The organism is Flavobacterium sp. CR10, from assembly GCF_055814415.1.
The window spans coordinates 2,429,193-2,454,525 of the sequence record NZ_CP185985.1; the positions used below are offsets into that span (position 1 = coordinate 2,429,193).

The 25,333-nt window shown below is 34.5% G+C and carries 25 protein-coding genes; 9 read left to right on the forward strand and 16 right to left on the reverse strand.

Annotated features, from left to right (window positions below):
• The first annotated feature begins 125 nt into the window (after nt 1-125).
• The 3 genes from ACNRYB_RS10820 (at nt 126) to ACNRYB_RS10830 (ending at nt 2,648) form a co-directional block, all read left to right on the forward strand.
• On the forward strand, nt 126-1,280 hold the full coding sequence (locus ACNRYB_RS10820; protein ID WP_242502539.1) for an MFS transporter: 1,155 nt from the start codon (nt 126-128) through the stop codon (nt 1,278-1,280).
• 42 nt (nt 1,281-1,322) lie between these two features.
• A complete protein-coding gene (locus ACNRYB_RS10825; RefSeq protein ID WP_129747259.1) occupies nt 1,323-2,255 on the forward strand; it encodes a peptidylprolyl isomerase in 933 nt (310 codons plus the stop codon).
• A 93-nt stretch (nt 2,256-2,348) separates the two neighbouring features.
• Entirely contained in the window at nt 2,349-2,648 is a 300-nt protein-coding gene (locus ACNRYB_RS10830; protein ID WP_473730055.1) for a c-type cytochrome, read from the forward strand.
• Between the two features lie 104 nt (nt 2,649-2,752).
• Here the strand turns inward: ACNRYB_RS10830 and ACNRYB_RS10835 are convergent, their stop codons facing one another.
• From ACNRYB_RS10835 to ACNRYB_RS10845, 3 genes are all read right to left on the reverse strand, one after another.
• Nucleotides 2,753-3,145: a GreA/GreB family elongation factor gene (locus ACNRYB_RS10835; RefSeq protein WP_008462169.1), complete on the reverse strand. Its 393-nt coding sequence runs from the start codon at nt 3,143-3,145 to the stop codon at nt 2,753-2,755.
• A gap of 380 nt (nt 3,146-3,525) precedes the next feature.
• Nucleotides 3,526-4,080 carry a thioredoxin family protein gene (locus ACNRYB_RS10840; RefSeq protein ID WP_129747261.1) on the reverse strand — a complete coding sequence of 185 codons (555 nt, stop codon included), beginning with the start codon at nt 4,078-4,080 and terminating at the stop codon, nt 3,526-3,528.
• A 127-nt stretch (nt 4,081-4,207) separates the two neighbouring features.
• Nucleotides 4,208-5,101 (reverse strand): alpha/beta fold hydrolase, encoded by an 894-nt coding sequence (locus tag ACNRYB_RS10845; protein WP_473730056.1) that lies wholly within the window; start codon nt 5,099-5,101, stop codon nt 4,208-4,210.
• 130 nt (nt 5,102-5,231) lie between these two features.
• On the opposite strand from ACNRYB_RS10845, the gene ACNRYB_RS10850 reads away from it, so the two are divergent.
• Nucleotides 5,232-5,567, forward strand: coding sequence for a tRNA-binding protein (locus tag ACNRYB_RS10850; protein ID WP_433780577.1), 336 nt, complete (start codon nt 5,232-5,234; stop codon nt 5,565-5,567).
• Between the two features lie 151 nt (nt 5,568-5,718).
• On the opposite strand, the gene ACNRYB_RS10855 is transcribed toward ACNRYB_RS10850, so the two are convergent.
• The 4 genes from ACNRYB_RS10855 to ACNRYB_RS10870 form a co-directional block, all read right to left on the reverse strand.
• Nucleotides 5,719-6,267: an RBBP9/YdeN family alpha/beta hydrolase gene (locus tag ACNRYB_RS10855; protein ID WP_473730057.1), complete on the reverse strand. Its 549-nt coding sequence runs from the start codon at nt 6,265-6,267 to the stop codon at nt 5,719-5,721.
• A 24-nt stretch (nt 6,268-6,291) separates the two neighbouring features.
• The gene (locus ACNRYB_RS10860) at nt 6,292-7,116 is read right to left on the reverse strand and encodes an alpha/beta hydrolase (protein ID WP_129747264.1); all 825 of its coding nucleotides are present in this window, start codon (nt 7,114-7,116) and stop codon (nt 6,292-6,294) included.
• A 153-nt stretch (nt 7,117-7,269) separates the two neighbouring features.
• Nucleotides 7,270-7,638 (reverse strand): PUR family DNA/RNA-binding protein, encoded by a 369-nt coding sequence (locus ACNRYB_RS10865; RefSeq protein WP_008462177.1) that lies wholly within the window; start codon nt 7,636-7,638, stop codon nt 7,270-7,272.
• A 68-nt stretch (nt 7,639-7,706) separates the two neighbouring features.
• Entirely contained in the window at nt 7,707-9,485 is a 1,779-nt protein-coding gene (locus ACNRYB_RS10870; protein WP_473730058.1) for an ABC transporter ATP-binding protein, read from the reverse strand.
• 204 nt (nt 9,486-9,689) lie between these two features.
• On the opposite strand from ACNRYB_RS10870, the gene ACNRYB_RS10875 reads away from it, so the two are divergent.
• From ACNRYB_RS10875 to yajC, 3 genes are all read left to right on the forward strand, one after another.
• Nucleotides 9,690-10,796 carry a Glu/Leu/Phe/Val family dehydrogenase gene (locus ACNRYB_RS10875; protein WP_473730059.1) on the forward strand — a complete coding sequence of 369 codons (1,107 nt, stop codon included), beginning with the start codon at nt 9,690-9,692 and terminating at the stop codon, nt 10,794-10,796.
• A gap of 282 nt (nt 10,797-11,078) precedes the next feature.
• A complete protein-coding gene (gene nusB / locus ACNRYB_RS10880; protein WP_473730060.1) occupies nt 11,079-11,990 on the forward strand; it encodes a transcription antitermination factor NusB in 912 nt (303 codons plus the stop codon).
• Between the two features lie 112 nt (nt 11,991-12,102).
• Complete coding sequence (gene yajC, locus ACNRYB_RS10885; RefSeq protein ID WP_008462186.1) at nt 12,103-12,378, forward strand: preprotein translocase subunit YajC; 276 nt, start codon at nt 12,103-12,105, stop codon at nt 12,376-12,378.
• 279 nt (nt 12,379-12,657) lie between these two features.
• Here yajC and ACNRYB_RS10890 read toward each other — a convergent pair whose 3' ends face one another.
• The 7 genes from ACNRYB_RS10890 to ACNRYB_RS10920 all read right to left on the reverse strand — a co-directional run bounded on the left by ACNRYB_RS10890 (nt 12,658) and on the right by ACNRYB_RS10920 (nt 21,274).
• The gene (locus tag ACNRYB_RS10890; protein ID WP_473730061.1) at nt 12,658-13,245 is read right to left on the reverse strand and encodes a YdeI/OmpD-associated family protein; all 588 of its coding nucleotides are present in this window, start codon (nt 13,243-13,245) and stop codon (nt 12,658-12,660) included.
• Nucleotides 13,245-14,522, reverse strand: coding sequence for a peptidase T (pepT, locus tag ACNRYB_RS10895; protein ID WP_473730062.1), 1,278 nt, complete (start codon nt 14,520-14,522; stop codon nt 13,245-13,247). The genes ACNRYB_RS10890 and pepT overlap by 1 nt, the downstream gene beginning before the upstream one ends.
• A gap of 119 nt (nt 14,523-14,641) precedes the next feature.
• Nucleotides 14,642-15,772: a formylglycine-generating enzyme family protein gene (locus tag ACNRYB_RS10900; RefSeq protein ID WP_473730063.1), complete on the reverse strand. Its 1,131-nt coding sequence runs from the start codon at nt 15,770-15,772 to the stop codon at nt 14,642-14,644.
• Nucleotides 15,773-15,868: 96 nt separating this feature from the next.
• On the reverse strand, nt 15,869-16,849 hold the full coding sequence (locus tag ACNRYB_RS10905) for a DUF6515 family protein (RefSeq protein ID WP_473730064.1): 981 nt from the start codon (nt 16,847-16,849) through the stop codon (nt 15,869-15,871).
• A 73-nt stretch (nt 16,850-16,922) separates the two neighbouring features.
• Nucleotides 16,923-18,143 (reverse strand): OprO/OprP family phosphate-selective porin, encoded by a 1,221-nt coding sequence (locus ACNRYB_RS10910; protein WP_473730065.1) that lies wholly within the window; start codon nt 18,141-18,143, stop codon nt 16,923-16,925.
• Between the two features lie 22 nt (nt 18,144-18,165).
• The gene (locus ACNRYB_RS10915) at nt 18,166-18,741 is read right to left on the reverse strand and encodes a hypothetical protein (protein ID WP_473730066.1); all 576 of its coding nucleotides are present in this window, start codon (nt 18,739-18,741) and stop codon (nt 18,166-18,168) included.
• A gap of 94 nt (nt 18,742-18,835) precedes the next feature.
• The gene (locus tag ACNRYB_RS10920) at nt 18,836-21,274 is read right to left on the reverse strand and encodes an arylsulfatase (RefSeq protein ID WP_473730067.1); all 2,439 of its coding nucleotides are present in this window, start codon (nt 21,272-21,274) and stop codon (nt 18,836-18,838) included.
• Between the two features lie 398 nt (nt 21,275-21,672).
• Here ACNRYB_RS10920 and ACNRYB_RS10925 point away from each other — a divergent pair, with 398 nt between their 5' ends.
• Complete coding sequence (locus ACNRYB_RS10925; RefSeq protein WP_473730068.1) at nt 21,673-22,707, forward strand: quinone-dependent dihydroorotate dehydrogenase; 1,035 nt, start codon at nt 21,673-21,675, stop codon at nt 22,705-22,707.
• On the opposite strand, the gene ACNRYB_RS10930 is transcribed toward ACNRYB_RS10925, so the two are convergent.
• Entirely contained in the window at nt 22,693-23,409 is a 717-nt protein-coding gene (locus ACNRYB_RS10930) for a DUF3307 domain-containing protein (RefSeq protein ID WP_473730069.1), read from the reverse strand. The two genes, ACNRYB_RS10925 and ACNRYB_RS10930, sit on opposite strands and share 15 nt — an antisense overlap.
• Nucleotides 23,406-24,020: an RNA polymerase sigma factor sigma-70 region 4 domain-containing protein gene (locus tag ACNRYB_RS10935; protein WP_473730070.1), complete on the reverse strand. Its 615-nt coding sequence runs from the start codon at nt 24,018-24,020 to the stop codon at nt 23,406-23,408. Before ACNRYB_RS10935 ends, ACNRYB_RS10930 begins: the two co-directional genes overlap by 4 nt.
• Nucleotides 24,021-24,393: 373 nt before the next feature.
• Here ACNRYB_RS10935 and ACNRYB_RS10940 point away from each other — a divergent pair, with 373 nt between their 5' ends.
• Entirely contained in the window at nt 24,394-25,260 is an 867-nt protein-coding gene (locus ACNRYB_RS10940) for a beta/alpha barrel domain-containing protein (protein ID WP_473730071.1), read from the forward strand.
• The last annotated feature ends 73 nt before the right edge of the window (nt 25,261-25,333 follow it).

Here is a 25,333-nt window from a genome sequence, read left to right on the forward strand (position 1 = left end):
TAAATGAACTTATATCGCTTATATGGTTTAAAAAAAACTTAAAATTTATACTTTTTTTAAAGTTTTGCTAAAGATTAGAGTGGTATTTTTGCAGCATGAATTTATCTAAAACTAATGTACTGTTTATGGCAGTTTGCACTGGTCTTATAGTTGCAAATCTTTATTACTGCCAGCCTTTGATTGTTTTAATTGCTAACGAATTTAAAATTCCTGAAGCCAGCGCCGGAACTATAACTTACTTAACTCAGGCGGGTTATGCTATCGGGTTATTTTTTATGGTGCCTCTTGGCGATAAAATAGAAAGAAAAAGGCAAATTTTGATGACTACTTTTGCAACTGTAATTGCTTTGTTGATTGCAGCAACTGCCAAAAGTTTTCTTGTTTTACAAATTGCTTCCCTGTTAATCGGAATCACTTCGATTGTACCACAGCTTATTTTGCCATTGGCCGCTTCGTTGAGCGCGCCTGAGCAAAGAGGGAAAGTTGTCGGAACTATCATGAGCGGACTTTTGGTCGGAATTTTGCTTTCGCGAACATTAAGCGGATTCATTGGTCAAGTTTTGGGTTGGAGATCTATGTTTTATATCGCAGCCGGAATTTGTCTTCTGATCTTTTTTGTCATTCAAAGCAAGTTTCCGCAGAACAAACCGCAATTTCAAGGAACTTATGGTCAGTTAATTAAATCTTTATTCACGCTTATAAAAACACAACCTGTTTTGCGTGAAGCAACTGCAATCAATGTTTTCAGTTTTGCTCAATTTGGAGCGTTCTGGACCACAATGGTTTTATTGCTTTCTGGAGAACCATTCCATTTTAATAGCGCCACAATTGGATTGTTCGGAATTGTTGGAGCTTCTGGAGCTTTAGCTGCACCTTTAGTTGGAAGACTGGGAGATAAAGGAAATTCAAGAATTGCAGTGGGTTATGGCTGTTTATTGGTTTTAATCAGTTTCATAACGTTCTATTTTGCTATAGAAAGCGTAATCGGAATTGCAATTGGAATTGTGTTTATCGATATTGGAATTCAGGGTGTTCATATTTCAAATCAGACAAGAGTTTATTCGTTATTGCCCGAAGCAAGAAATAGATTAAATACCGTATTTATGTCGCTGACATTTTTAGGAACAGCGGCAGGATCTGCTTACGGATTATTATTATGGAAATTTGGCGGATGGCCAGCTGTAACCATTGGCTGTATGGTCCTATCTTTATTATCATTGACGATTTACGGACTTACTTATAAATCAAAATCTAAAAAAGCGAAAGCGCAAATTGATTAAGAAATTAATTTGTAAATTTGCGTTCAAATTAAAAATAACAACATGGAAAACGGAATATACGCTAAATTCAATACTAGCAAAGGTTCAATTTTAGTAAAATTGACACACGATTTGACACCAGGAACTGTAGGTAACTTTGTTGCTCTTGCAGAAGGAAATATGGAAAATAAAGTAAAGCCTCAAGGACAAAAATTCTATGACGGATTAACTTTCCACAGGGTAATTGCAGATTTCATGATTCAGGGAGGTTGTCCAAAAGGAACAGGAACTGGTGATCCAGGTTATAAATTTGATGATGAATTTCACCCAAGTTTAAAACACGATCGTCCAGGAGTTTTGTCTATGGCAAATTCTGGTCCAGGAAGTAATGGTTCTCAATTCTTTATTACTCACGTTCCAACTCCATGGTTGGACAATAAACACAGTGTTTTTGGACACGTTGTTGAAGGACAAGACGTTGTTGATGCTGTTGCTCAAGGTGACAATTTAGAGTCTGTTGAAATTATCAGAGTTGGAGAAGAAGCTCAAAAATGGAATGCAATTGAAGCTTTCATTGGTTTAAAAGGTGCTCGTATGAAACGCGAGGCAGCTTTAAAAGCAGAATCTGAAGCTAAAATGGAACAATTGGCTGCTGGTTTTGATAAAACAGAAAGCGGTTTACGTTATAAAATGATTCAAAAAGGAGACGGTAAAAAAGCTGAAGCTGGAAAAACAGTTTCTGTTCACTACGAAGGATCTTTAGATAACGGAAAAGTGTTTGATTCTTCTTACCCACGTAAAAAACCAATCGAATTCAAATTAGGAATTGGACAAGTTATTGAAGGATGGGACGAAGGTATTGCTTTATTGCAAGTGGGTGACAAAGCTCGTTTTGTAATTCCATCTGATTTAGCTTACGGTCCTTCTGGAGCTGGAGGAGTTATCCCGCCAAACGCTGTTTTAATTTTCGACGTTGAATTAATGGACGTAAAATAAGAGTTTAAAAGCAATTTAGTATTGTTTTAAATAATAATCCCATATGTTGTGGCATATGGGATTTTTTTATATTTACTATATAAAATCAAGACAATGAAAAACTTTTTAATCCTAGCAGGACTTGCGTTATTTGTAGTTTCTTGCGGAACTCAAAAAACAACTGCAGTTGCAGCAACTCCTGCTGAAGCTCCAAAAACGGTTGCTTTAACACCTGAATTAGAAGCAGGCAAAAGTTTGTATGATAATAATTGCGCAAAATGCCACAAATTGTACGAACCTAAAAAATTCACAAAAGAAGAATGGACGCCGATTTTGGTAAGAATGGGTAAAAAAGCAAAATTAGACGAAACTCAAATGGCGTCAATTACAAATTATATTGATTCGCAATTGTAATCTGAATCTGAGAAACAAGCATAAAAAAACTGTTCAATCGAACAGTTTTTTTATTTTCAAATAGATATAAAAAAACACCGTCACAGAATGAGGTGTTTTGAAGCTTAAGAATGATGTACCGCCGAATTATCTACAGCAATTACCTTTAAAGTTTTGATTCCGGCAGGCAATTCCCAATCTACTTCATCATTTTCTTTAAAACCAATTATAGCAACGCTTAAAGGTGCTAGAATTGATATTTTAGATTGTTTTACGTCTGCTGCAGAAGGTAAAACGATTTGAATTTTCATTTGTTTTTTGGCTTTTACATCTTCAATTGTTACAATAGAATTAATTCTTATAACTGAGTCTAGTTCGCTTTCTTTACTAATTACAGCGCGATCTAATTCTTGCGAAAGCTGATTGGCTTCTTTAGTATTTGTTGAGTTTTTACTTTTTAAAATCAATTCTCTTAAAAATTGATAATCTGATTTACAGAATGTGGGTGTTGGTTTCATATCTATATTGAATTTATTGTTATAAAATTTAAATGGTTTATTCTTCTTTCGAATATTTGCAAACAAAAGATTTCTAAGTCCTAAAAATGGCAAAGAATCAAAAATGCTTAATCTGGAAAAACAAAAAAATATCTGATCAAAAATGATTTTGTCAAATAAGGAAATGTTTAAGCTGATGTAAATCCTCCGTCAAAAGAAGAAAAAAGTGAAGTAGACGGAGGCCTAATTAATAAAGGCCTTATTATGCGAAATAATTACAGCAGGAATCGGTTTTGCTATGCAAAACGGCTTCGTAGAGGCTGTATGTGATATTATATTTCCCATAAGGATTGTTAAATTGAACTGCAAAGATACGTAATCTTTTTGAATTTAGTGAGGTTTTACTTCCATTTAATGCCACAGCCCAAACTTGGTTTCTGTGGTTCTTTTAAACTTCTGTTGTAAATTAAGGCATCAATTGCACCTCTAAGATCGCTTCCGCTAAGAGGAATTCCGTTGCCTGGTCTTGAATCGTCTAGTTGTCCACGATAAAATAATCTGTCTTGATTATCAAACAAATAGAAGTCTGGCGTGCAAGCTGCTTGATAAGCTTTAGCGGTTTCCTGACTTTCATCATACAGATATGGAAAATCAATTTTGTTTTCCAGTGCAAATTCGCTCATTAATTCTGGAGAATCCTGTGGATATTTTACAACATCATTACTAGAAATAGCAATTATCCCTAATCCCTGAACACGATAATCATTTGCAATCATTACAATTTCGCTTATAACATGATGTACAAAAGGACAATGGTTGCAGATAAACATAACCAAAGTACCTTTAGAGCCCTTTAAATCTTCAAAAGAAAAAGTATTGTTCGAGTTGGTATCCTTTAAATAAAAATCAGGAGCAATCGTTCCTAATGGAAGCATTGTTGATTCGGTACGTGCCATTTTATTCGAAATTTGATTCTCAAAAATAGTTTTAAAAATCTGTAAATAAAAGAGCACAAGAATAAAAAATACCCAAAGAAAGCAGTTAGCTTGTTCGGCTTGCTTCTTTGGATACTTTTTGGGGTTTTTATGAATTCAAGAATTCCAGTAAATCTTCGTTTAGTTTTTCTCTATTAGTATAAAAAAGACCATGAGGAGCTCCTTCATATTCAATATAAGTGTTGTTTGCTATAGATTTTGCGGCTTTTCTAGAAGTGAGATCAATAGGTACAATTTTATCATCGTCACCATGAATAATCAGGGTGGGAACTTTTATAAAATCCAGTTCGTCTCTGAAATCGGTATAAGAAAATGATTCGGCACATTTTAAAGTAGCTCTTGGAGAAGCCACCGAACATAAGTTTCTATAATATTCTAATAATGGAGTGCTGAGAGGTTTATTAATGATGTTAACGCCAAAAAACGTTTTTCCAAAATTGTCTACAAAACCAATTCGGTCTTCTTTGATTGCTGCTGCAGTATTTTCGCTTTTCTCTTTCGGGTGTCCATCTGGATTATCGTGAGTTTTTAAAAGAAATGGAATGATGGACGAAATCAAAGCTGCTTTGGTAACGCCTTTTCCGCCGTGACGGCTAAAATAACGAACTACTTCGCCACCGCCCATAGAAAAGCCTACAAGCGTTACATTTTCTAATTCCAATTGTTCGATAATTTCTTTAAGATCATCTGCCAAAGTATCATAATCGTAACCGTCCCACGGTTGAGATGATTTTCCAAATCCGCGTCTGTCGTATGCAATTACGCGACAATTGTTTTGCACTAGATGATCAATCTGGTATTCCCACATTTCGTTAGAAAGAGGCCAGCCATGAATCAGGATTACAGGTTTTCCTTGGCCATAATCCTTTACATAAAGCCTTACATTCTGAGCAGTTTCTATATATTTATCTGTGTGAACCTGTTTTAAATTAGATTCAAAATCTTTAATTGACATGCATGCATTTGGTTCAGTATGTTCCATGTTATATCTTTTTACGTGAGTATTTTTATTTTTCTTATCATAAAATTAGATTTAAAGAAAAAGAAATAGGTTATAGAATTAGGCGCATTAATTACAAAATTTATAGGTTTGTAAATCTAATAATTGAAAAATGGATTTAACCTGGAACGAATTTGAACGCACAGATATGCGCGTAGGAACAATTATAGAAGTAAATGATTTTCCTGAAGCAAGAAAACCAGCTTATCAACTAACAATTGATTTTGGTTCGGAAATCGGAATTAGAAAATCATCGGCACAAATTACCAAAAGATATCAAAAAGAAGATTTAGTAAATCGTCAGATTGTTGCGGTTGTGAATTTCCCAAGAAAACAAATCGGAAAATTTATGAGTGAATGTTTGGTGCTTGGTGCTGTAGGCGAGGAGGGAGATGTGATTTTATTGGCTCCCGATTTTAGAATACCAAATGGATTAAGAATTGGATAGTTTTTATACTTATTTTAACCGCAAAGTTCGCAAAGGTTTACGCAAAGAGCGCAAGGCTTTATGCGGAGTTTTTTGTCGGTTAAAGTTCGCAAAGCTTTGTATTATTAACTTTGCGAACCTGGCGTAAATCTTTGCGAACTTTGCGGTTAAGTTAAAGGTTTATCTTTTCAATCAACTTCTGTAAAATAGCCTGACCTTCTTCCCAATATTTCAAATCAGAATCGGAGTTGATGTGACCTTTCTGACCGATATTTACAAAATCACTTCCCCATTTTTCGGCGAAGAGTTTTTTTCTTTCAAAAGAAGCATAAGGATCATTTTCGCTCGCAACGACTACAGACGGAAAAGGCAATTTATACAGCGGAATCGGCGAAAAATTTCTTATAGATTCTGGTGTGTGCTGAGGTGAATCAACATCAGCGGGAGCGACTAAAAAAGCGCCAATAATATTTGGATTATTATATTTTTCTGCCCAATGCAAAACCAACGAAACAGCTAGACTGTGTGCTACTAAAATAGTGGGTTTTTTAAGTTTAGAAATATTTTCGTTTAATCTTTCAAGCCATTCTTCGCGAATTGGTTCATCCCAATTATCTTGTACAACACGAATTGAGTTTTCGAATTTTTTATGCCAAAAGGTTTGCCAGTGTTTTTCTCCAGAATCTCCAAGTCCTGGTATAATTAATAGTTGTGTCTCCATTGCCGTGGAATTTTTATTTAGTGATTATTTTTTACGTTCTTTTAAAATTCGGTTTACTTCATTAACCAAAAGCGGAAAACCAGGTTCTGTCATTCCGTGGCCGTAACCGTCCAATTCGTATAATTTAGTTTGCGTATGCCCAACTAGTTTCATCATTCTGGCCATGTATGCGTTTTCTTCATAACGCCCAAGCATTTCTAGTTCGCGATCTCCAGTAATTAATAGCATTGGCGGAGCGTCGGCACGAACATGATATAAAGGAGCAAATTGGTCAATTGTTGGTTGTTTTTCAGGTATTCCGTTTTCTCTTCTAATTTCGAAATGCGTAATACATTGCCCGCTAAACGGAATAAGTCCTGCAATTTGGTTGGCGTCAATGTTTTCTTTTTGAAGATATTTTTTATCTAAGCCAATCATCATTGCTAAATATCCTCCTGCAGAATGTCCAGAAACGAAAATCTGAGATTTATCGCCACCATAATTCGAAATAGTATTAAAAGCCCAAGCAACAGCTGCGGCAGCATCTTCAATAGCTTTTTCGGCTTTTGCTTTTGGAGACAATCTGTAATTTACGCCAATAATAGCGAAACCTTTGTTTTTTAAAGCTTCTGGGATTTCTTTGTTTCCGCCAGTCAATCCGCCGCCGTGAAACCATACGATTGTGGCAAATCCAGTTTTGTTTTTAGGGTAATAAATATCCAACACACATCTTTCGTTGATATATTTATCAGACTTATTTACAGCTGCACTATAATATTGGATATTATTTTTCGTTTCATATTCTATATTCTGGGCAGATAATGAAATTCCGTAAAGGAAGAAGCTTAGGAGAATAATTAATTTTTTCATTAGAAGTAAAGTGTAATTTGTAAAATTTTAGAAGTAAAAGCTGCATGAATCGTACGTCTCACATTTTACAATTCACATCTTAAAACATAAATATATAAAAAAAGTCCAAAATGCAGAACAAATTGGACTCCTACTTATGTAGATGATTTTGGATTAAATATCGTCAAAATCAATATCTGTAAAACTAGATCTTTGGCTTTCAGTCTTTTCAGAGCTGTATTCTTTTTTAAAATCTTTTTGGTGTCTTTCAGAAATTACTTCTTCGCCTTTGTGGTTTAAAACATAAGAAGTCATTTCTTCTAATATTTCGGAGAAAGCACTAAAATCTTCTTTGTATAAATAGATTTTGTGTTTTTTGAAGTGAAAAGAACCATCTTCTTCAGTAAATTTTTTGCTTTCTGTAATCGTGATATAATAATCATCGGCTTTGGTAGCTCTCACATCAAAGAAATAAGTTCTTCTTCCTGCGCGTAATACTTTAGAAAAAATCTCTTCTTTTTCTAACATGTCATTTTCTCTCATAATACGTTCTATCATTTTTGGAATTAATAGTACTCAAAAATCATAAAAAATTATCTATTACGCAACAATTAAAGTAATTCTTTTTCCGAAAGTTGTTTTAAATATAACGATGCGTAATATCCTTCTTGATTTATTAATTGATTATGAGAACCTTGTTGAATTATCTTACCATCTTCGAGAATAATAATTTTGTCTGCATTCTTGGCAGATGATACTCGATGGCTCACAATTATAGTTGTTTTGTCTTTAGAAATTTCGAATAAATTATTCAAAATCATTTCTTCGGTTTCGGTATCCACAGCAGACAAACAATCGTCAAAAAGTAAAATTGCAGGGTTTTTAATAATGGCTCTTGCAATAGAAACACGTTGTTTTTGTCCACCAGAAAGTGTAATTCCTCTTTCTCCTAAAACGGTGTCGTACTGTTTATTAAATGCAATAATATTGTCGTGAACAACTGCATTTTTAGCCGCTTTGATTACTTCTTCATCAGTTGCGTTTTGATTTCCGAATTTGATATTGTTTTTAATCGTATCAGAAAATAAGAAAGCGTCTTGGGGCACGATTCCGATATTATTGCGAAGATCATTTAAGTTTAAAGTGCTGATTTCGTTTTCGTCAATTTTCACTTCTCCTTCGGTTACATCATACAATCTTGAAATCAAAGAAAGAATAGTCGATTTTCCAGAACCTGTTTTTCCTAAGATTGCCAATGTTTCTCCTTTTTTTACTGTAAAAGAAACATTTTTCAAAGCTTCAATATTAGTATCCTGATAGGTGAAAGAAACATTTTCAAAAGAGATATTTCCTTGGATTTCTGAAGTGTTTTCATTGTTGTTTTTGATTTCTGGTTCAATTTTCAAAAATTCATTTAGACGTTTCTGAGAAGCCTCCGCTTCTTGAACCATAGAAGAAACCCATCCTAAAGAAGCAACCGGCCAAGTCAGCATGTTTACATATAATATGAACTCTGCGATTGTTCCGATATTTGGAATACTTCCGTTGATGTACATGACACCTCCAAAATAAATTACAACCAAATTACTGATTCCAATAAGTGCAATCATTAAAGGGCCGAATAATGATTGAACTCTTGCTAAACTTAAGCTTTTGCGTTTGCTTTCTTCGGCAAGATCAACCATATTATTTTGATGCTGATTTTCTAAAGAATACGCTTTTATAACTCGAATGCCTGAAAATATTTCCTGTGTAAAACTAGAAACTTTAGAAAGATATTGTTGGAATGTAGTGCTACGTTTATTGATTTCTGAGCTTAACTTGAAAATACAATAAGAAAGAATTGGTAACGGCAATATAGTATATAAGGTAAGCAGCGGCGATACATTATACATATATAATATAACGATGGCAAAACGGATAGCTGTATTTATAGTATACATTACGGCTGGCCCAACATACATACGAACTTTTGAAACGTCTTCGCTGATACGGTTCATTAAGTCTCCAGTTCTATTTTGTTTGTAGAAATTTTGTGAAAGATTTTCGTATTGTCTAAAAACTTCATTTTTTAAGTCAAACTCAATATGGCGCGACATTACAATTAAAGTCTGGCGCATTAAAAAGGTTAAAAATCCAGCAACAATCGTAGTTCCTATGATAAGTAGCACATTATGAATGAGATCCTGACGAAAAGTTGCTATTACTATTTCCGATTTTTGCTCTGCAGCAGAAAGTTTGTCAAAATTTTCAATGGCATTTAATGACTTGCTAATAAGCTTTGGAGTAAATAGAGAAAATATTTGTGCGATTATGGTGATTAAAATTCCTAGCGAGAAACTGTATTTATATTTGATGAAATATTTGTTTAAATAGCTTAATTCTTTCATTTTTTTAAGAAATATGATATTGAATTGATTTAGATTTAAGAATTATTATTAAATAAAATTATAATAATTTGCGATTTAATCAAAACAATTATATTGTAAAATTGTTATTTTAAAGACAAAAAATTAGCGCATGTGTATTTTTTAATTATGTTTGAGAAGTCTTTTTGACGAATTCATAATTTTAACCTAATTAATACTAGCGCTATGGATGCAACTTTCGCAACTGGAAAGGAACTTCAAAAAATGGATCCTGTTTTTGGTCAATTATCTTTTGACGATCACGAACAAATTGTATTTTGCAATGACAAAGATACAGGTTTAAAAGCAATTATTGGTATTCATAATTCGGTTATGGGGCCAGCTTTGGGAGGAACCAGAATGTGGAATTATAACACAGAATGGGAAGCTTTAAACGATGTTTTACGCCTTTCTAGAGGTATGACGTTTAAATCTGCCATTACTGGACTTAATATTGGTGGAGGTAAAGCCGTTATTATCGGTGATGCTAAAACTCAAAAAACACCTGAATTAATGCGTAAGTTTGGTGAATTTGTTCACTCACTTAGCGGAAGATATATTACTGCAGAAGATGTCGGAATGGAAACTAAAGACATGGATACTGTAAGAGATGTAACGCCTTATGTTACTGGGATTTCTGAAGAAAGAGGTGGTTCTGGAAACCCTTCTCCTGTAACTGCTTACGGTGTTTATTTAGGTATGAAAGCTGCTACTAAAAGTCAGTTTGGTTCTGATGTTTTAGAAGGCAAAAAAGTTTTAGTGCAAGGAATTGGACACGTGGGTGAAACTTTGGTTGATTATTTAACTAAAGAAGGAGCGCAAGTAACGATTACTGACATCAACGAAGAAAAATTATACCAAGTTGCTTCAAAATACAATGCAACCATTTATACTGGTGAAGATTTGTATACTGCAGATGTTGATATCTACGCTCCATGTGCAATGGGCGCAACAATCAATGATAGTACAGTAGATAAAATTAAAGCTAAAGTTATTGCTGGTGCAGCAAACAATCAATTAGCTGACGAAAATGTTCACGGAGCAAGATTACAGGAAAGAGGAATTTTATACGCTCCAGATTTCTTAATCAATGCTGGTGGAATTATCAATGTTTATGCTGAATTGGCAAACTACGGTAAAGCTGAAATAATGAGCAAAACAGAAAATATCTATAATACAACTTTAGAAATTATAGATTTTGCTGCTAAAAATAATATCACAACTCATAAAGCGGCACTTACAATTGCTCAAAATCGTATCGATCAAAGAAGAATCGAGAATGCGGCTAAGTAATTAAGTGTTCAGTGTTCACTTTTTTTAGTGTTCAGTCTTAAAGTCTCAGTTTGCAGTTTTATCTGTAAACTGAGATTTTTTTTATCTGTATACTAAGAGTGAATACTTAGATTCTGACCACTGCATACTGTGAGTGACCACTAAATTCTGAAAACTGATCACTAAAACAGCTACTTTTTTACGAATTAATTTTAAAATACGCATCAAAAGTTATACTTTTGCAGACTAATTTTTAAATGTTCTTACACGGTGGTAAATAGAAGACACATACGCGTTAAAGTAATGCAATCCATTTATGCAATGCACCAAAGCGGTTCTGATAATATGGAAAAAGAAGAGAAATTCCTTTTTTATAGCATAGATAATATTCAGGACTTATATCTTATAATGCTTTCTTCATTGATAGAAATTTGCAAAAAAGAAGCTGTCTATTTGCATCTATCAAGTAAAAAACACCTTGCTACTGCAGCAGAACGTAATCCGAACGAAAAGTTCATCAAAAACAAAATCTTCCAGCTTTTAGCAGAAAGTAATTCTCTTAGCATTGCTTTAGAAAATCGTAAAATTAATAACTGGTCTTTAAACGACGATTATATTATTTTGCTTTTAAATGATGTTAAAGCAAGCGATATCTACAAAAAATACATGTCGAATAATGTAAATACATTTGAAGAAGACAGACGATTCATCATTGATTTGTTTGAAAATGTTATTGTTCCGAATGAAAAATTGTATGAGTATTTAGAGGACGATAAATTAACTTGGGTTGATGATATTCCAGTTGTAAACACGCACATCATTAAACAATTGAAAGCCATTAAAACTGAAGATCCAGACGATTTTAGAGTACCAAAATTGTATAAAGACGTTGAAGATAAAGATTTTGCTAAAGATTTGTTTAGAAGAACCGTTTTAAACGAAAGTGCTTTTGCAAAAGAATACGAAGATAAAACGCCAAATTGGGACAGTGACCGTATTGCTGAAATTGATACGATTATCTTGAAAATGGCAATTTGCGAGTTTGTTAAATTTCCGTCAATTCCAGTAAAAGTAACTCTTAACGAATATTTAGAAATTGCAAAAGAGTATTCTACACCAAAAAGTAGTATTTTTATCAACGGAATTTTAGATAATCTTGTGAAAGAGCTTACCGCTAATAAGAAGATGCTAAAAACGGGAAGAGGGTTAATGTAAAAGTTGGTAAAAACCAATTCTTAAATAACAAATTCCAACTGCTTTGTCTCTCTAAGCGAAGTAGAAGAGTTAAAAGAAAATATTAAATATAAATCAAAAATAAATTTAAATTATGGGACAATTATCTCAATTTGCGCCATTCCTTTTAATGTTCGTGGTTATCTATTTCTTCATGATTAGACCACAGCAAAAAAGAGCTAAAAACGAAAAAGAATTTGAAAGCAACCTTAAAGTAGGTGATAAAATAGTTACAAAAAGTGGTTTCCACGGTAAAATTGCTGAATTAGCAGAAACTACTGTTGTAATCGAAACTATGTCTGGAAAATTAAAATTAGAGCGTTCTGCTATTTCTTTAGAATTGAGCGCTGCTTTGAATAAGAAAGCATAAATTTTAAATTACAATATTTAAATCCCAAATTCTAAATAGGAGTTTGGGATTTTTTTTTGCGTACAGTTTGTCATTTCGAGGAACGAGAAATCTTCGCGAGAAACTCTATAATCTATGTAGCCAATCTTTGTAGAGCTAATTGTGGAGATTTCTCGTTCCTCGAAATGACAAGCTGTATGGATAGGGCTTGAAGTGGGTTTAATTTGAGATGAAAAAAAGACAAAACCTTTGTAAAAGTTTAAAACTTTGACAAAGGTCTCGTATAGATTGGAATTTAATTTACCTGTATTTATCATTCAATCCCACATTTGCTAAAATCATCGGAACCACTTTTTCGATCCTTGATATCTTAGTTTTTTCCTGTTTTGCAGTTTCAATGTATTCTAAAAACTCATATTGTTTATAAGGAGAAAACTTTTCGAAAGCTGATTTCAAATCTGAGTTTTTAGCCATTTCTGCATTTAGAAGTTCCGAAACTATTGCTTCTTTTTTTGCCGGTTTAATGACTTTTCCCTGTTTTTCGTTTTCAATCGCTTCTTTTATGTATTCCAAAATAACCGTTTCGTTTATTTCTTCTTTTGAAGAAAATCGCCATTGACGCAAAGATTTGGTTACTTCTTCCTGTGCATTTATAAGTTTCTTTTTTTCATCTTTTAAGAAAACTCCATTAAAAAAACACAAAGCAAAATAATCTTTAAATCCTCCAATTCCAAGAACATTTTTCTTTTCATAAACAAAAACTGGACCTCCCCATTTTGTGGTTTCAGTCAATTCTGTTTTGTCAATAATGGCTTTAAGAAGAATTAATTCTTCTTCCCATTGTGCGCCATATTTCCACATGCCTTTATTTTCGGATTTTGATTCCATTATTTTCTTTTCTTAGATTTTTCTGGCGCGTCAAAGATTCCTGGAATAGCTGTCAGTTCAGCAATTTTTACAATAACATCAGTTGCTTTTTGAATGCTTTCTGCAGGAACATATTCGTATTTTCCATGGAAATTATGTCCGCCCGCAAAAATGTTCGGACAAGGCAATCCCATAAATGATAATTGAGAACCGTCTGTACCGCCGCGAATTGGTTTAATGATCGGTTTAATGTTTAATTCTCTCATCGCTTTTTCAGCAATATCTACAATATATTTTACTGGAAGAACTTTTTCCTTCATATTGTAATATTGGTCTTTAACTTCTGCAGTTACAATATCTTCGCCGAATTTCTTTGCAAATTTTTTGTTGAATTGTTTCGCCAATTTGTGAATCAATTCTTTTCTTTTTTCGAATTTCTTTCTGTTGTGATCACGGATAATTAATTCTAAAACGGTTTCTTCAATGTTTCCTTTAATGTGATGCACATGGAAAAAACCTTCATAACCTCTAGTTTCTTGTGGAGTTTCTCCTTTTGGAAGTTCGTTGATAAAATCATTTGCCAAAAGCATAGAATTGATCATTTTTCCTTTTGCATAACCTGGGTGAACGCTTTTTCCTTTGAAAGTTATTTTAGCTCCAGCGGCATTAAAATTTTCATATTCCAATTCGCCAATTTGGCTTCCATCCATAGTATAAGCCCATTGCGCTCCAAATTTTTCTACATCAAAATGATGTGCTCCACGACCGATTTCTTCATCCGGAGTAAAACCAATTCTGATTTTCCCGTGTTTAATTTCTGGATGCTGAACTAGGTATTCCATTGCCGAAACAATTTCAGTAATTCCAGCTTTATCATCGGCACCTAATAGCGTTGTTCCGTCAGTGGTGATAATAGTTTGACCTTTATATAATAATAAATCTTTAAAGTAATCTGGAGATAAAACAATGTTTTTTTCAGCATTTAAAACAATATCTTTTCCGTCGTAGTTTTCAACGATTTGTGGTTTTACATTTGCTCCGCTAAAGTCAGGAGAAGTATCAAAATGAGAAACAAAACCTATTGTTGGCACTTCATGATCAACGTTGCTTGGAAGCGTTGCCATGATGTAGGCTTTGTCGTCAATTGTTACGTCTTCAAGACCAATTGCTTTTAGTTCGTCAACTAATTTATTGGCTAGATTCCATTGTTTTTGTGTGCTTGGAGTTGTTTGTGAATTTGGATCCGATTCAGTGTCAATTGTTGCATAACTGATAAAGCGATCTATGATATGTTGCATTTTTTTGAATTTTTAGCAAATATAGAAAAATTTTTCTGCTGTAAAATTTAGCTTCCTAATATCTGAATTAATAAAAAAAGGGATTCTAAATTGAATCCCTTTCTGGTATTTTAAGTTTGTTATTTGCTTTTTACGCATCTAAAACCAACGTGATTGGCGGCAGATCTGATTTCGCCTTTTCCTCTTGTTCCCACCATGTATCGAGTGCAATATTGGTCAGTGCATAAAAATGAACCGCCACGGTGAACGCGTTTTACTTCAGAAGGATCATTAGGATCGTAATAAGCGCTTGGTCCTTGGGGATTTTTAGCTATCTGACCGCTTTCAGCCAATGATTTGTAATAATCTACGCTATACCAATCGTTTACCCATTCCCAAACATTCCCAGCCATATCATACAAGCCATATCCATTTGGAGCGTATTGTTTTGTTGGAGCAATTCCTTTAAATCCGTCTTCTCCAGTATCGCCATCTTTTATTGGAAAATGTCCTTGGTAAATATTAGCTTGAAATTTACCTTTAGGTTTTAAGTCATTCCCCCAAGCGTATAAATTTCCAGTTTTCCCCCCGCGTGCTGCAAATTCCCATTCTGCTTCTGTCGGAAGTCTTTTTCCTGCCCATTTTGCGTAAGCAGCAGCATCTTCATAGACAACATGCACAACAGGGTATTTTTCTTTTCCTTTAATGGTGCTTTGCGGGCCTTCTGGATGTCTCCAATCAGCTCCTGGCTCATAACGCCACCATTGCAAGAAATTATTCAAATTAACTGCAGAAGGCGTAGGAGTGAAGACAACAGAACCTGTAATTAAATCTTCTTCGTTTGCCGTTGGAAATTCTTCTTTTGTTGGTTTTTGTTCTGCAACGGTTACATAGCCGGTAGCTTTTACAAATTTTTCAAATTCTTCGTTTGTTACTTCAGTTTCATCCATATAATAACCATCGACATAAACTCTGTGAATTGGAGCAGCATCTTTGGTAACGCCTTTTATGCTGCATAAACTTTCGTCTTCAACATTGGTGCCCATTGAGAATTCGCCACCAGGAATCCAAACCATGCCTTTTGGTGCTTTTTCAGTAGGTTTAAATTTGTTTTCTATAGTGGGCTTAAATTCAGATTCTACTGTACTAGGTGTTTCATGACATTCTACAGCTGTTTTTTCTGGTTTATCTGTAAATCTAGTATAACTGTAAGCAATTGAAATAATGGATAATGTGAGTAACGCAAAAATCCAAAAGGTTTTGTTTTTCATGGTTTATTATTTTTGAGCTTATAATGGTTGTCAATAGCGGGTATAAAATTAGACAAATAACTTTAAAGTTATAGTAATTTTATAGAATTAATAAAATTAATTATCTTTCTCAACTGACACTACCTCATACTTATCTTTTCCGTCAATTTGCACAGGCTGGTAATACGTTTCGCCAAATTTTACATATTTAGCATCGCCTATTGTAACTTCTTCTCCGCCTTCAGGCAATTTCTCCACAATAGTTCCCGCTGTAGGAGCAACTACAGTATATTTCCCGCCATCTTTTTCATAATATGTTCCTCCGTAATAATAATTATTTACCGTTCCCGTATTTACTGTTTCTGCTCCGCTAGGGATATTGTTTACGGTACCTCCAACTGGTGCAGGAACTGCCGTATAGCCACCATTAGTAGAGGTATACCAAACTCCTTGGTCGTAGTGATACTTCTCGTTTTGTACACTTACAATAATTGCTGTAGTTGCCAATGTCGCTACAAAAAATCCCCAAGGATGCCAAACCGGACCCCAATAAAAAGGCACATAAGGACGAGGATAATATGGATGGTAACAATTATATCTGTAACCGCCATACACATAAGGTGGGCGTGTATATGGTCTATATCCTGGACGAACTACAGTATTTCGGTTATTGCGAACATGAACGCTATTGTTAACATTAATATTAACGTTATTTCTGTTTCTGTTAACCGTATTGCCGCTTATATTAGTATTTCTGTTGCCTACATTGTTGCGGTTGACAGTATTGTTTCTATTTACAGCGTTATTCCTGTTGGAATTGTTGGATGGTCTTGTAATTTGAGTCCCAGAATTATTAGCACCAGGTCTTGTTGTTGCAGGCCTCGTCGTTGCTGAGGGTCTTGATACATTGGGTCTAGATTGAGTAGCAGGTCTTGCTTGTCTGGTATGCGTTGCACCTCCGCCAGATCTATTGAATCCTCCACCGCCTGCGCCTCCACGGTGACGTTGCGCTAAGCCATCAATTGAAATAAAGAAAAGGCTTGCAGTTAAGCACATTAAAAGTGCCAGTTTTTTTACTGTTTTGGATATGTTTTTCATATTCAGTAATTTATGGTGATTTAAAGTTATGAAAAAAAATGTTCGATTTATGTTAATGAGCTAAAAGTTTAAATCACAATGAGATATCCCATTGTATTCTAAATCTCCATCCTTGTTGTAATGGAAGTGTTTTGTCTTGGAAACTAAAATAACTTACCTCTGAAGTCAATTTGTTTTTATGTCCTTTAAAAAACCAATTAAAAGCCAATGTAGATTCATCCTGTCTATTTTCTCTTATTGAATTATCAGGTCTGTATGCGGCATGACGGCCAGCCATTTCTAAGTGTTTGGGCCACCAGTCAAAAACATTATGAAAAAAATATCCTGCCTGAATGTAATACCCTTTCATTATGGTGGTGTCATTGTTATTTATTTTGTCAATGATTTCCTTGGTGTGCAATTCGCTCTGCCAAGAAAAACCACGATACATAAAAGCAGTTTCCAAATTCCATTGATTGACTCTGTACTGTCCTGGCAAACCATTTTCAAATCCGTCCAGAGAACCCCCTCCAGCTTGCGAGAATCTAGTGTATGGACTTCGATTGGTTATCGCAGAAAAAGCAATAATAGGAGTGGGTTTTTCATGAAATTCTAAGTCACAGCCTTCAAAATCAAGAAATCTTCCTAAAAAATTCCATTGCGCCCTTCCAAAATACATTAAATGATTATCATCATTAGAAGTGCTTCCTCGTCCAGTTCCTGTTAATGCTGCAGCCCAATAATTGAAATCGGCAATTCCAGCTCCTTTTAAATGACCATAAACTTCAACTCCTAACTGTCTGTCAACTGTAAAAGGACGATTAATTAAGGATCGATCAACCATTTGTTGTTCTCCGCTGCTGATGAATCTTTCACGAGTAAATTCAGTTTTCCATTGTCCAACTTTAAAACTCAGAAAATCCCATTTTTCAATCATTATTCTGAAATCCAATAAATTGGACTGACTCAATTCATATTCCCAATAATATTTAAGCCAAGGTTCAAAAGCATGACCGCCGACTTTTAATCTGGCACGGTTTATTTTAAAAGTGGTTTTAGCATCTTGGCTATAATCATCGTAAGTCAAAGGGTCTGTATCATTTGGCGTTGAAAAGCGAAACTGCAAACGGCTTGCTAATTGAAACAGAAATTTTTTGTCTCGAGTTTCCAATTCAATTCCTTTACTGCCATAACGAACATTCATTAGTTTTGTGGTATCTTTTTCTTGTTGCGAAAATCCTTTGAAACCGATTAATAAAAGGAAAATGAAGAATAGGCTGTTAGAAATACGATTTGATTTATTTGAGGTGTGCATAAGATTAATAGGTTTGTATAAATTATTTTCCTCCAAAGTTTTTTGCAATTCCTAAACCGATTCCCCAGCTGTCGTATGCGTTCCATTTAAAGTCGTAGCTCGCAGTGCCAAAAATTTCCCATCCTTTAGGAAGCTCGTAACCATATTCTACACCAGCACGGGTTAAGAAAAAATCTTCTTCTTTCGCAAATTCGCCACCAAAACCCAAAAGAAAACTCCAATGTTCGTTTGGTTTATAAATTCCCATAAGAGCAGGAGCAATAGGATAACTTCTTTCTACGGTTTCTTTGTCTTCTTCGCTTGCATAAACCTTTTCTACTTTAAATTTTTCTACAATAAAATCGGTATGAAGACCAATAGCCCATTTTTCATGAAACTGAAACGTATAATCGATTCCCCAAGCAGGAAGCGTTAAAGTTTCTCGATTTCCTTCATCATCGCGGCCTTCAAAAACATGAACATGATTGATAGAAATTCCGATTTGATTATGTGGTTTGAATTTCTCTTCTCCGCTTTCTTGTGCTACAATTTTAGTCGAGAAAAAAAGTAATAGACAGAAGTAGAAAAGAAAATATGGCTTAAAATAGGTGTAATACATTTGGCTTCTTTATTAGTGATACATTTATTCAGAAGAAGAAAAGAGGTATTTCGGTCGCACAATCGCAACCGAATATACCTCTTTGTTTGTTTTTTTAATCTCTTCCTAAAGCTCTTTTTGCTTCGTTGTTTAAGTCAGTATATTCAACTTTTCCAACACTAACACCTACGCCAATGATTTCGCCTCCTTTATAAGTTCCTGGAGTTTTGTATTCTTTACTAACAGAATCACCGCTGTCAAATCCAACACAAAGTCCGTCTCCAGCCAAAGTAAATTTACCAGATTGTGTTCTCATAGGGCCAGAAGCAACTTCTTTTCCATCTATGTAAAGTTTCATTTGACCAAGAGATTCTCCATTCGGACCTGCTTTTTCTCTGATAAATTCCATTCCAAAAACATGTTTTCCTGTTGTAATTGGCACATTAGAAGTAAATTTTTGTTCAGGAGCAATTCCTAAGAAATTATACACATAATTTAGCTTGCCATCTTTAATAAATAAAGTATGTCCTCCAAAACGGGATCCATGAGCAAAAAGTACGCCCGAAGCTTTCGCATCTTTAACGTCAACATCGGCTAGGATTTTATAAGATCTTCCGCGAACGTTTACAGCAACTCCTTCTGGCACTGCTGAAGTTCCAGGATAATATTTATATAAGTCACGAGGCGGTTCAGAGGTAGGTCTTTCTGTTCCTAATACTTCAATTGCTGAGCGGTCATCAAGTGGTAAAACCAAATTTTTGGCGGCTTCATCATTCCAGTCTTTAATCAACTCTTTTAATTTATCTGGATATTTTTTAGCTAAATTATTAGACTCAGATCTGTCAACGTCTGTATTGTATAGTTCCCATTCATCTTTGTCAAAATGTCCTTTTCCACCTAGTGGAGCGTGCAGTGCAACAGCTTTCCAGCCATCTTTCCATAAAGCGCGGCTTCCTAACATAGCAAAATACTGAATGTGTTTTTGTGTTTTTGTGTTTGGAGCGGCATCAAAAGTATAACGCATAGAAACTCCTGATAATGGATATTGAGCAACGCCACGATATTCTTTTGGCATTTCAAGTCCGCATACATCTAAGATGGTTGGAACAATATCAGTGGAGTGGTGGAATTGATCGCGAACTACACCTTTAGCTTTTATTCCTTTTGGCCATGACATTACCAATGGATCACAAGTTCCTCCTGCATATTGGCTGTATCTTTTGAACATTTTAAACGGAGTAGAAAATGCTGCTGCCCATCCTGTTGGATAATGCTCATAAGTATCTGGGCTTCCTAATTTGTCAATATATTTTAAGTTTTCTTTTAACTCATCAGGATAACCGTTAAAGAATTTGTTCTCGTTTACAGAACCGGTTTCAGAGCCTTCTCCCGAAGCTCCATTATCGGCGGCATAAATGACAAGTGTATTTTCAAGCTGTCCTGTTTTTTCAAGATAATCAATAATTCTTCCCACTTGGGCGTCTGTATATTCAGAGAAACCAGCATAAACTTCAGCTAATCTTGAGAATAATTTTTTTTCATCAGCACTCAATTTATTCCAATCCAAAACATTGTCGGCAGGGTTGGCAACTCCAGGAGGCATCGGATTGAATTTATCATAATTTGTTCCCGGAGGCAATACTCCTTTTGCAATCATACGAGGTAAAACCCATTTACGGTAAGCATCGTAACCGTCATCAAATTTACCTTTGTATTTTGCAATATATTCTTCTGGAGCTTGATGCGGAGCGTGATTGGCTCCTGGACAATACCACATATACCATGGTTTTGAAGGATTTGTTGCTTGTTGATCTTTAAGATATTCCAATGCATGATCAGCTAAGTCCTTAGATAAGTGGTAACCTTCTTCAGGAGTTGCTGGCGGTTCTATAAAATGATTGTCTTCTGTTAAGTCAGGATACCATTGATTGGTTTCTCCGCCAAGAAAACCATAAAAACGATCAAATCCCATTTGAAGTGGCCAAGTGCTTCTTGGTCCTCCGGCTGCAATATCCTGTTCCGGTACATTGTGATCTTTTCCAATCCAAAAAGTGCTCCAGCCATTGTCCTGCAGAATCTGGCCAATTGTTGCAGCTTGTTTTGGGATCCTTCCGCTTGCTCCAGGATATCCATCTGCTGTTTCAGTAATAGCGGCCATTCCATTAAGATGATGGTTGCGACCAGTAAGCAATGTTGAACGTGTAGGGGAACATAAAGCCGTTGTATGCCATTGTGAATAGGTAATTCCGTTATCTGCTAATTTTTGCATAGTAGGCATATTTATAGCTCCTCCATAAGGTGACCATGCGGCCATACCAGTATCATCATATAAAATAAATAAGATGTTAGGAGCACCTGCTGGCGCTTTTTTGGGCAAATAAGGACTCCAATCGCTTTTAGAATCTCTAATGTCTAAGGCCATTTTACCCTTAAAAGTTTCTTTAGTAACCTGCTGAGGATCTGCCTGAGCAAAGATCTTCGAAGTTATACTTAATGAAAAACAAAGGATAAGTGTGAAAATACTTTTTAGAAAGAATTGCGGATTGATTTTCATGATTACAGTTGTTAATTGTTATTGATCTTGTGATGTGCTCTTTGAACTTTGGCGTAAATAATCTCAAAAATGAAGCTTTTAGTCTGTTCTGAATTCGATTTTTTTAAGGCTTATAGGTTTTAAAGTTTTGAAATAGCTTTTTTTTGGAATGTGTTTATCTCAAAATTAGCTATTGTCAAATCTGAAAGAGTATTTTCGACAAGCTAAAATGGTTTCATTTTATAATTTGCAACATAAAAAACAAGTTTTTGATTGATAGCCAGTATGAATTTTTAAAATTGTTTTATTTATAGCTGAAATAATTAAACAAAAATGAAATTATTTGTTTTTTGTAAAAAAGCACCTTTTTAAACTATAATATTTAAATTTGCAGCCAAAATAACAACAACACAACTCTTATGTATAAATTGATAATTCGTCCGATACTTTTTTGTTTTGATCCAGAAAAAGTACATTACTTTACTTTCTCATTTTTAAAATTCATTTCAAAAATACCTGGAGTTTCGGCAATTGTAAGATCGATTTATGAAGTAAAAGACACTCGATTAGAAAGAGAAGTTTTCGGAATTAAATTCAAAAATCCCGTTGGACTTGCGGCTGGTTTTGATAAAGATGCGAAACTTTACAAAGAACTAAGCGATCTTGGTTTTGGTTTTATCGAAATCGGAACTGTAACGCCAGTTGGACAAGAAGGAAATCCAAAAAAACGTTTATTCCGTCTAAAAGAAGATCAAGCGATTATTAACCGAATGGGGTTTAATAATGGTGGAGTTTTGGAAGCTGTAGAGCGTCTTAAAAAGAACTCAGGAGTTTTGATTGGAGGAAATATCGGGAAAAATAAAGTGACCGATAACGAAGATGCCGTAAAAGATTATATCATTTGTTTTGATGCACTTTTTAATCATGTAGATTATTTTGTAGTGAATGTAAGTTCGCCAAATACACCAAATTTAAGAGCTTTACAAGATAAAGAACCTTTGACAGCCTTATTGCAGACTTTACAGAACAGAAATATCGAAAAGCAAAAAACAAGCACGCAAAAAGTAAAACCAATTCTTTTAAAAATTGCTCCAGACTTAACAGATGAGCAGTTATTAGATATCATTGATATTGTAAAAACAACTCAAATTGCAGGTGTAATTGCAACAAATACCACTATTTCTAGAGAAGGATTGCAATCTCCGAATCAAACAGAAATGGGAGGTTTATCTGGAAAACCATTAACGAAACGTTCTACAGAAGTAATTCGTTTTCTTTCAGAAAAAAGCAATAAAGCATTCCCAATTATTGGAGTAGGAGGAATTCATTCTGCAGATGATGCAATTGAAAAATTAAACGCAGGAGCAAGTTTGGTACAATTGTACACTGGATTTATTTATGAAGGTCCAGCATTGATAAAAGCAATCAACAAAAAAGTTTTAGAGCAATTGTAAAAATAAAGCTTGAACGGATAATCCGGCAAGTATTGCCATTCCAAAGCTGATTAAAGTTCCGATTAAAACATATTCGGTCAATTTTCTGTCTTTGGCTTCTTTTAAATCTCCGAATCTAAAGATAGATTTTGCGGCCAATAGAAATCCTATTGCTTCAAAATGTCCGGTTAAAATAAAACCGAAAACAAATAAGCGTTCTAAAATACCAATATAATTTCCAGCAGCAATTAGCGAGTTATCCTGATTGCTGTTTTTGCTTTCTGGCGCCCAGATTGAGATAATGGTTTTTATAAAAATAGAGGTTGGTTTGGTGAGCAATAAAAATCCAGTTAACAAGATCCAGAATTGATTGTCTTCCCAAAAATTAGGAATTGGCTTATTTTCATAAAGAAGCGCAATTCCAATTAAAATTAAAATATGAGCAATTTGGTCGACTACAAACCAAGTGCGTTTTGTTTTATTTTTCTGGAAATTCAGTTTGATTAAATCAATAATGCCATGCGTAACGGCAATAATTACGGCATAGGGTATAAAATTGATTTCTCCAACCAGAATTGCCGCCAGCGCTCCATGAAGTAAAATATGAATGTATAAGTAAATGCTTTTATGTTTCTTAATTTCTTTGTCGGCTACCCAAGAATTTGGTTGCCAGATAAAATCACCTAATAAATGAGCAAGAAGCAGTTTTATAAATAAAATCATGGGGCTGTAAGTTGTTTTATTTGTTTTCTAAAATATCTGTCTAAATTCTGAACCAGATCAAACTGAGCACGTTTTTGTCTTCTGCTCACAGCAGCTTGATTAATGCCTAGTTTTTGACCTATTTCTTCTTGCGATAAGGTTGGATTTTCGATTGCAACAGCTACAAATTCTGCCGATTGTACTAGCCAACTGTCCATAAAAGTTAATGCCAATTGTAGCATTAAATTCAGTTTTTCATCAAAATTAATATCGCCTGTTCGCAGAGCCAACGTAATTTTTTGTTTTTTTAAAGTTTCAAAAAGCTCTCCAGAATTGATAAAAGCAGAACCATTGCTTTCAGAAATTCGTTCTCCATTATGTGTTTTATCTCCAAAGCCAATGCTCATGCGCGCATCAGATTTAACGGCTCTTAAATGTGCTTTTATTAAAATAGCGGTAATCAGTGCATCTTCAGGATTTGCTATTTCGACCTGAAATTCATCGCCGCGATAGATTTCCCACTGACTTGGCGTATGGCCAAACGGAGCTAAGATTTTTTTTAAATCTTCAACCCAATGTTCAGATTGCTGTTGTCTAGAGCCAATTATGTCGCCCGTAATTATACTAGTCATAATCAAATATAATTAAAAAATAATAAACTTTCTATTACAAATATAAGTAATAAAACATAATATTACATTTTTTGGTAATAATTTAAATTATTACGTTTTTAGGTAATAGTTTTGTGTTTCGGTTTTTTTACGCAGTTTTTGCGACAGGTTGTAGAGACGCACTGCAGTCTCATGTCTAGTATTTCCAGCATTGCGGATTCCCTTTGCGTAGACGCACTGCAGTGCGTCTCTACAATTCAGACTGTGTAACCCTGAACGGCAGATTTTAGAATGCTATTAAATAAACTTATATAACTTATATGGTTTTAAAAAAAACATAATTTTTATTTCATTAAAAAAGAAACTAACTTAGCCTTTACAAAAAGAATATGCTTTGAGTAAAGAAATTAAAATTATCGAGTGCCCTCGTGATGCCATGCAAGGTATTAAGGATTTTATTCCGACAAAAAATAAAGTTACTTATATACAAGCTTTATTGCGAGTTGGCTTTGATACCATTGATTTTGGAAGTTTTGTTTCTCCAAAAGCTATTCCGCAGATGCAGGATACTGCTGCCGTTTTAGAACAGCTTGATTTGTCTCAAACATCAAGTAAATTGCTTTCTATTATTGCCAACACACAAGGTGCGATAACAGCTGCTAACTATGAGCAGATTCAATATTTAGGTTTTCCATTTTCTATTTCTGAGAACTTTCAGATGCGTAATACACATAAAACTATTGCAGAATCTTTAGTTACACTAGAGGAAATTCTCGAAGTGGCAGATAAGAAAAACAAAGAAGTGGTTACGTATCTTTCTATGGGTTTCGGAAATCCTTATGGAGATCCTTGGAATGTTGAAATTGTAGGCGAATGGACTGAAAAATTGGCTGGAATGGGAGTTAAAATCCTTTCGCTTTCTGATACTGTTGGGACTTCTACGCCAGAAGTCATTACCTATTTGTTTTCAGATTTGATTCCGAAATATCCTGAAATTGAATTCGGCGCTCATTTGCATACAACACCAGAAAGCTGGTTCGAAAAAATCGATGCTGCGGCAAAAGCTGGCTGTACGCGTTTTGATGGTGCAATTCAAGGTTTTGGAGGATGTCCAATGGCAACCGATAAACTAACAGGAAACATGCCAACAGAAAAACTGATTTCGTATTTTACAGCCAATAAAAAAGTAACAGGACTTAATTCACTTAGTTTTGAAAGTGCTTATAACGAAGCTTCAAAATTGTTCGGAAAGTTTCATTAAAAAAAAGGTTATTTTTCTTACCTTCGACAATAAATGTAGCCATAATGCAGTACATTTAGTATTGACATAATTA

What these genes read in the sequence shown, in the direction of transcription:
- ACNRYB_RS10820 (WP_242502539.1), top strand. Translation starts at nt 126, where the DNA reads ATGGCAGTTTGCACTGGTCTTATAGTTGCAAATCTTTATTACTGCCAG.
- ACNRYB_RS10825 (WP_129747259.1), top strand. Translation starts at nt 1,323, where the DNA reads ATGGAAAACGGAATATACGCTAAATTCAATACTAGCAAAGGTTCAATT.
- ACNRYB_RS10830 (WP_473730055.1), top strand. Translation starts at nt 2,349, where the DNA reads ATGAAAAACTTTTTAATCCTAGCAGGACTTGCGTTATTTGTAGTTTCT.
- ACNRYB_RS10835 (WP_008462169.1), bottom strand. Translation starts at nt 3,145, where the DNA reads ATGAAACCAACACCCACATTCTGTAAATCAGATTATCAATTTTTAAGA.
- ACNRYB_RS10840 (WP_129747261.1), bottom strand. Translation starts at nt 4,080, where the DNA reads ATGGCACGTACCGAATCAACAATGCTTCCATTAGGAACGATTGCTCCT.
- ACNRYB_RS10845 (WP_473730056.1), bottom strand. Translation starts at nt 5,101, where the DNA reads ATGGAACATACTGAACCAAATGCATGCATGTCAATTAAAGATTTTGAA.
- ACNRYB_RS10850 (WP_433780577.1), top strand. Translation starts at nt 5,232, where the DNA reads ATGGATTTAACCTGGAACGAATTTGAACGCACAGATATGCGCGTAGGA.
- ACNRYB_RS10855 (WP_473730057.1), bottom strand. Translation starts at nt 6,267, where the DNA reads ATGGAGACACAACTATTAATTATACCAGGACTTGGAGATTCTGGAGAA.
- ACNRYB_RS10860 (WP_129747264.1), bottom strand. Translation starts at nt 7,116, where the DNA reads ATGAAAAAATTAATTATTCTCCTAAGCTTCTTCCTTTACGGAATTTCA.
- ACNRYB_RS10865 (WP_008462177.1), bottom strand. Translation starts at nt 7,638, where the DNA reads ATGAGAGAAAATGACATGTTAGAAAAAGAAGAGATTTTTTCTAAAGTA.
- ACNRYB_RS10870 (WP_473730058.1), bottom strand. Translation starts at nt 9,485, where the DNA reads ATGAAAGAATTAAGCTATTTAAACAAATATTTCATCAAATATAAATAC.
- ACNRYB_RS10875 (WP_473730059.1), top strand. Translation starts at nt 9,690, where the DNA reads ATGGATGCAACTTTCGCAACTGGAAAGGAACTTCAAAAAATGGATCCT.
- nusB (WP_473730060.1), top strand. Translation starts at nt 11,079, where the DNA reads ATGCAATCCATTTATGCAATGCACCAAAGCGGTTCTGATAATATGGAA.
- yajC (WP_008462186.1), top strand. Translation starts at nt 12,103, where the DNA reads ATGGGACAATTATCTCAATTTGCGCCATTCCTTTTAATGTTCGTGGTT.
- ACNRYB_RS10890 (WP_473730061.1), bottom strand. Translation starts at nt 13,245, where the DNA reads ATGGAATCAAAATCCGAAAATAAAGGCATGTGGAAATATGGCGCACAA.
- pepT (WP_473730062.1), bottom strand. Translation starts at nt 14,522, where the DNA reads ATGCAACATATCATAGATCGCTTTATCAGTTATGCAACAATTGACACT.
- ACNRYB_RS10900 (WP_473730063.1), bottom strand. Translation starts at nt 15,772, where the DNA reads ATGAAAAACAAAACCTTTTGGATTTTTGCGTTACTCACATTATCCATT.
- ACNRYB_RS10905 (WP_473730064.1), bottom strand. Translation starts at nt 16,849, where the DNA reads ATGAAAAACATATCCAAAACAGTAAAAAAACTGGCACTTTTAATGTGC.
- ACNRYB_RS10910 (WP_473730065.1), bottom strand. Translation starts at nt 18,143, where the DNA reads ATGCACACCTCAAATAAATCAAATCGTATTTCTAACAGCCTATTCTTC.
- ACNRYB_RS10915 (WP_473730066.1), bottom strand. Translation starts at nt 18,741, where the DNA reads ATGTATTACACCTATTTTAAGCCATATTTTCTTTTCTACTTCTGTCTA.
- ACNRYB_RS10920 (WP_473730067.1), bottom strand. Translation starts at nt 21,274, where the DNA reads ATGAAAATCAATCCGCAATTCTTTCTAAAAAGTATTTTCACACTTATC.
- ACNRYB_RS10925 (WP_473730068.1), top strand. Translation starts at nt 21,673, where the DNA reads ATGTATAAATTGATAATTCGTCCGATACTTTTTTGTTTTGATCCAGAA.
- ACNRYB_RS10930 (WP_473730069.1), bottom strand. Translation starts at nt 23,409, where the DNA reads ATGATTTTATTTATAAAACTGCTTCTTGCTCATTTATTAGGTGATTTT.
- ACNRYB_RS10935 (WP_473730070.1), bottom strand. Translation starts at nt 24,020, where the DNA reads ATGACTAGTATAATTACGGGCGACATAATTGGCTCTAGACAACAGCAA.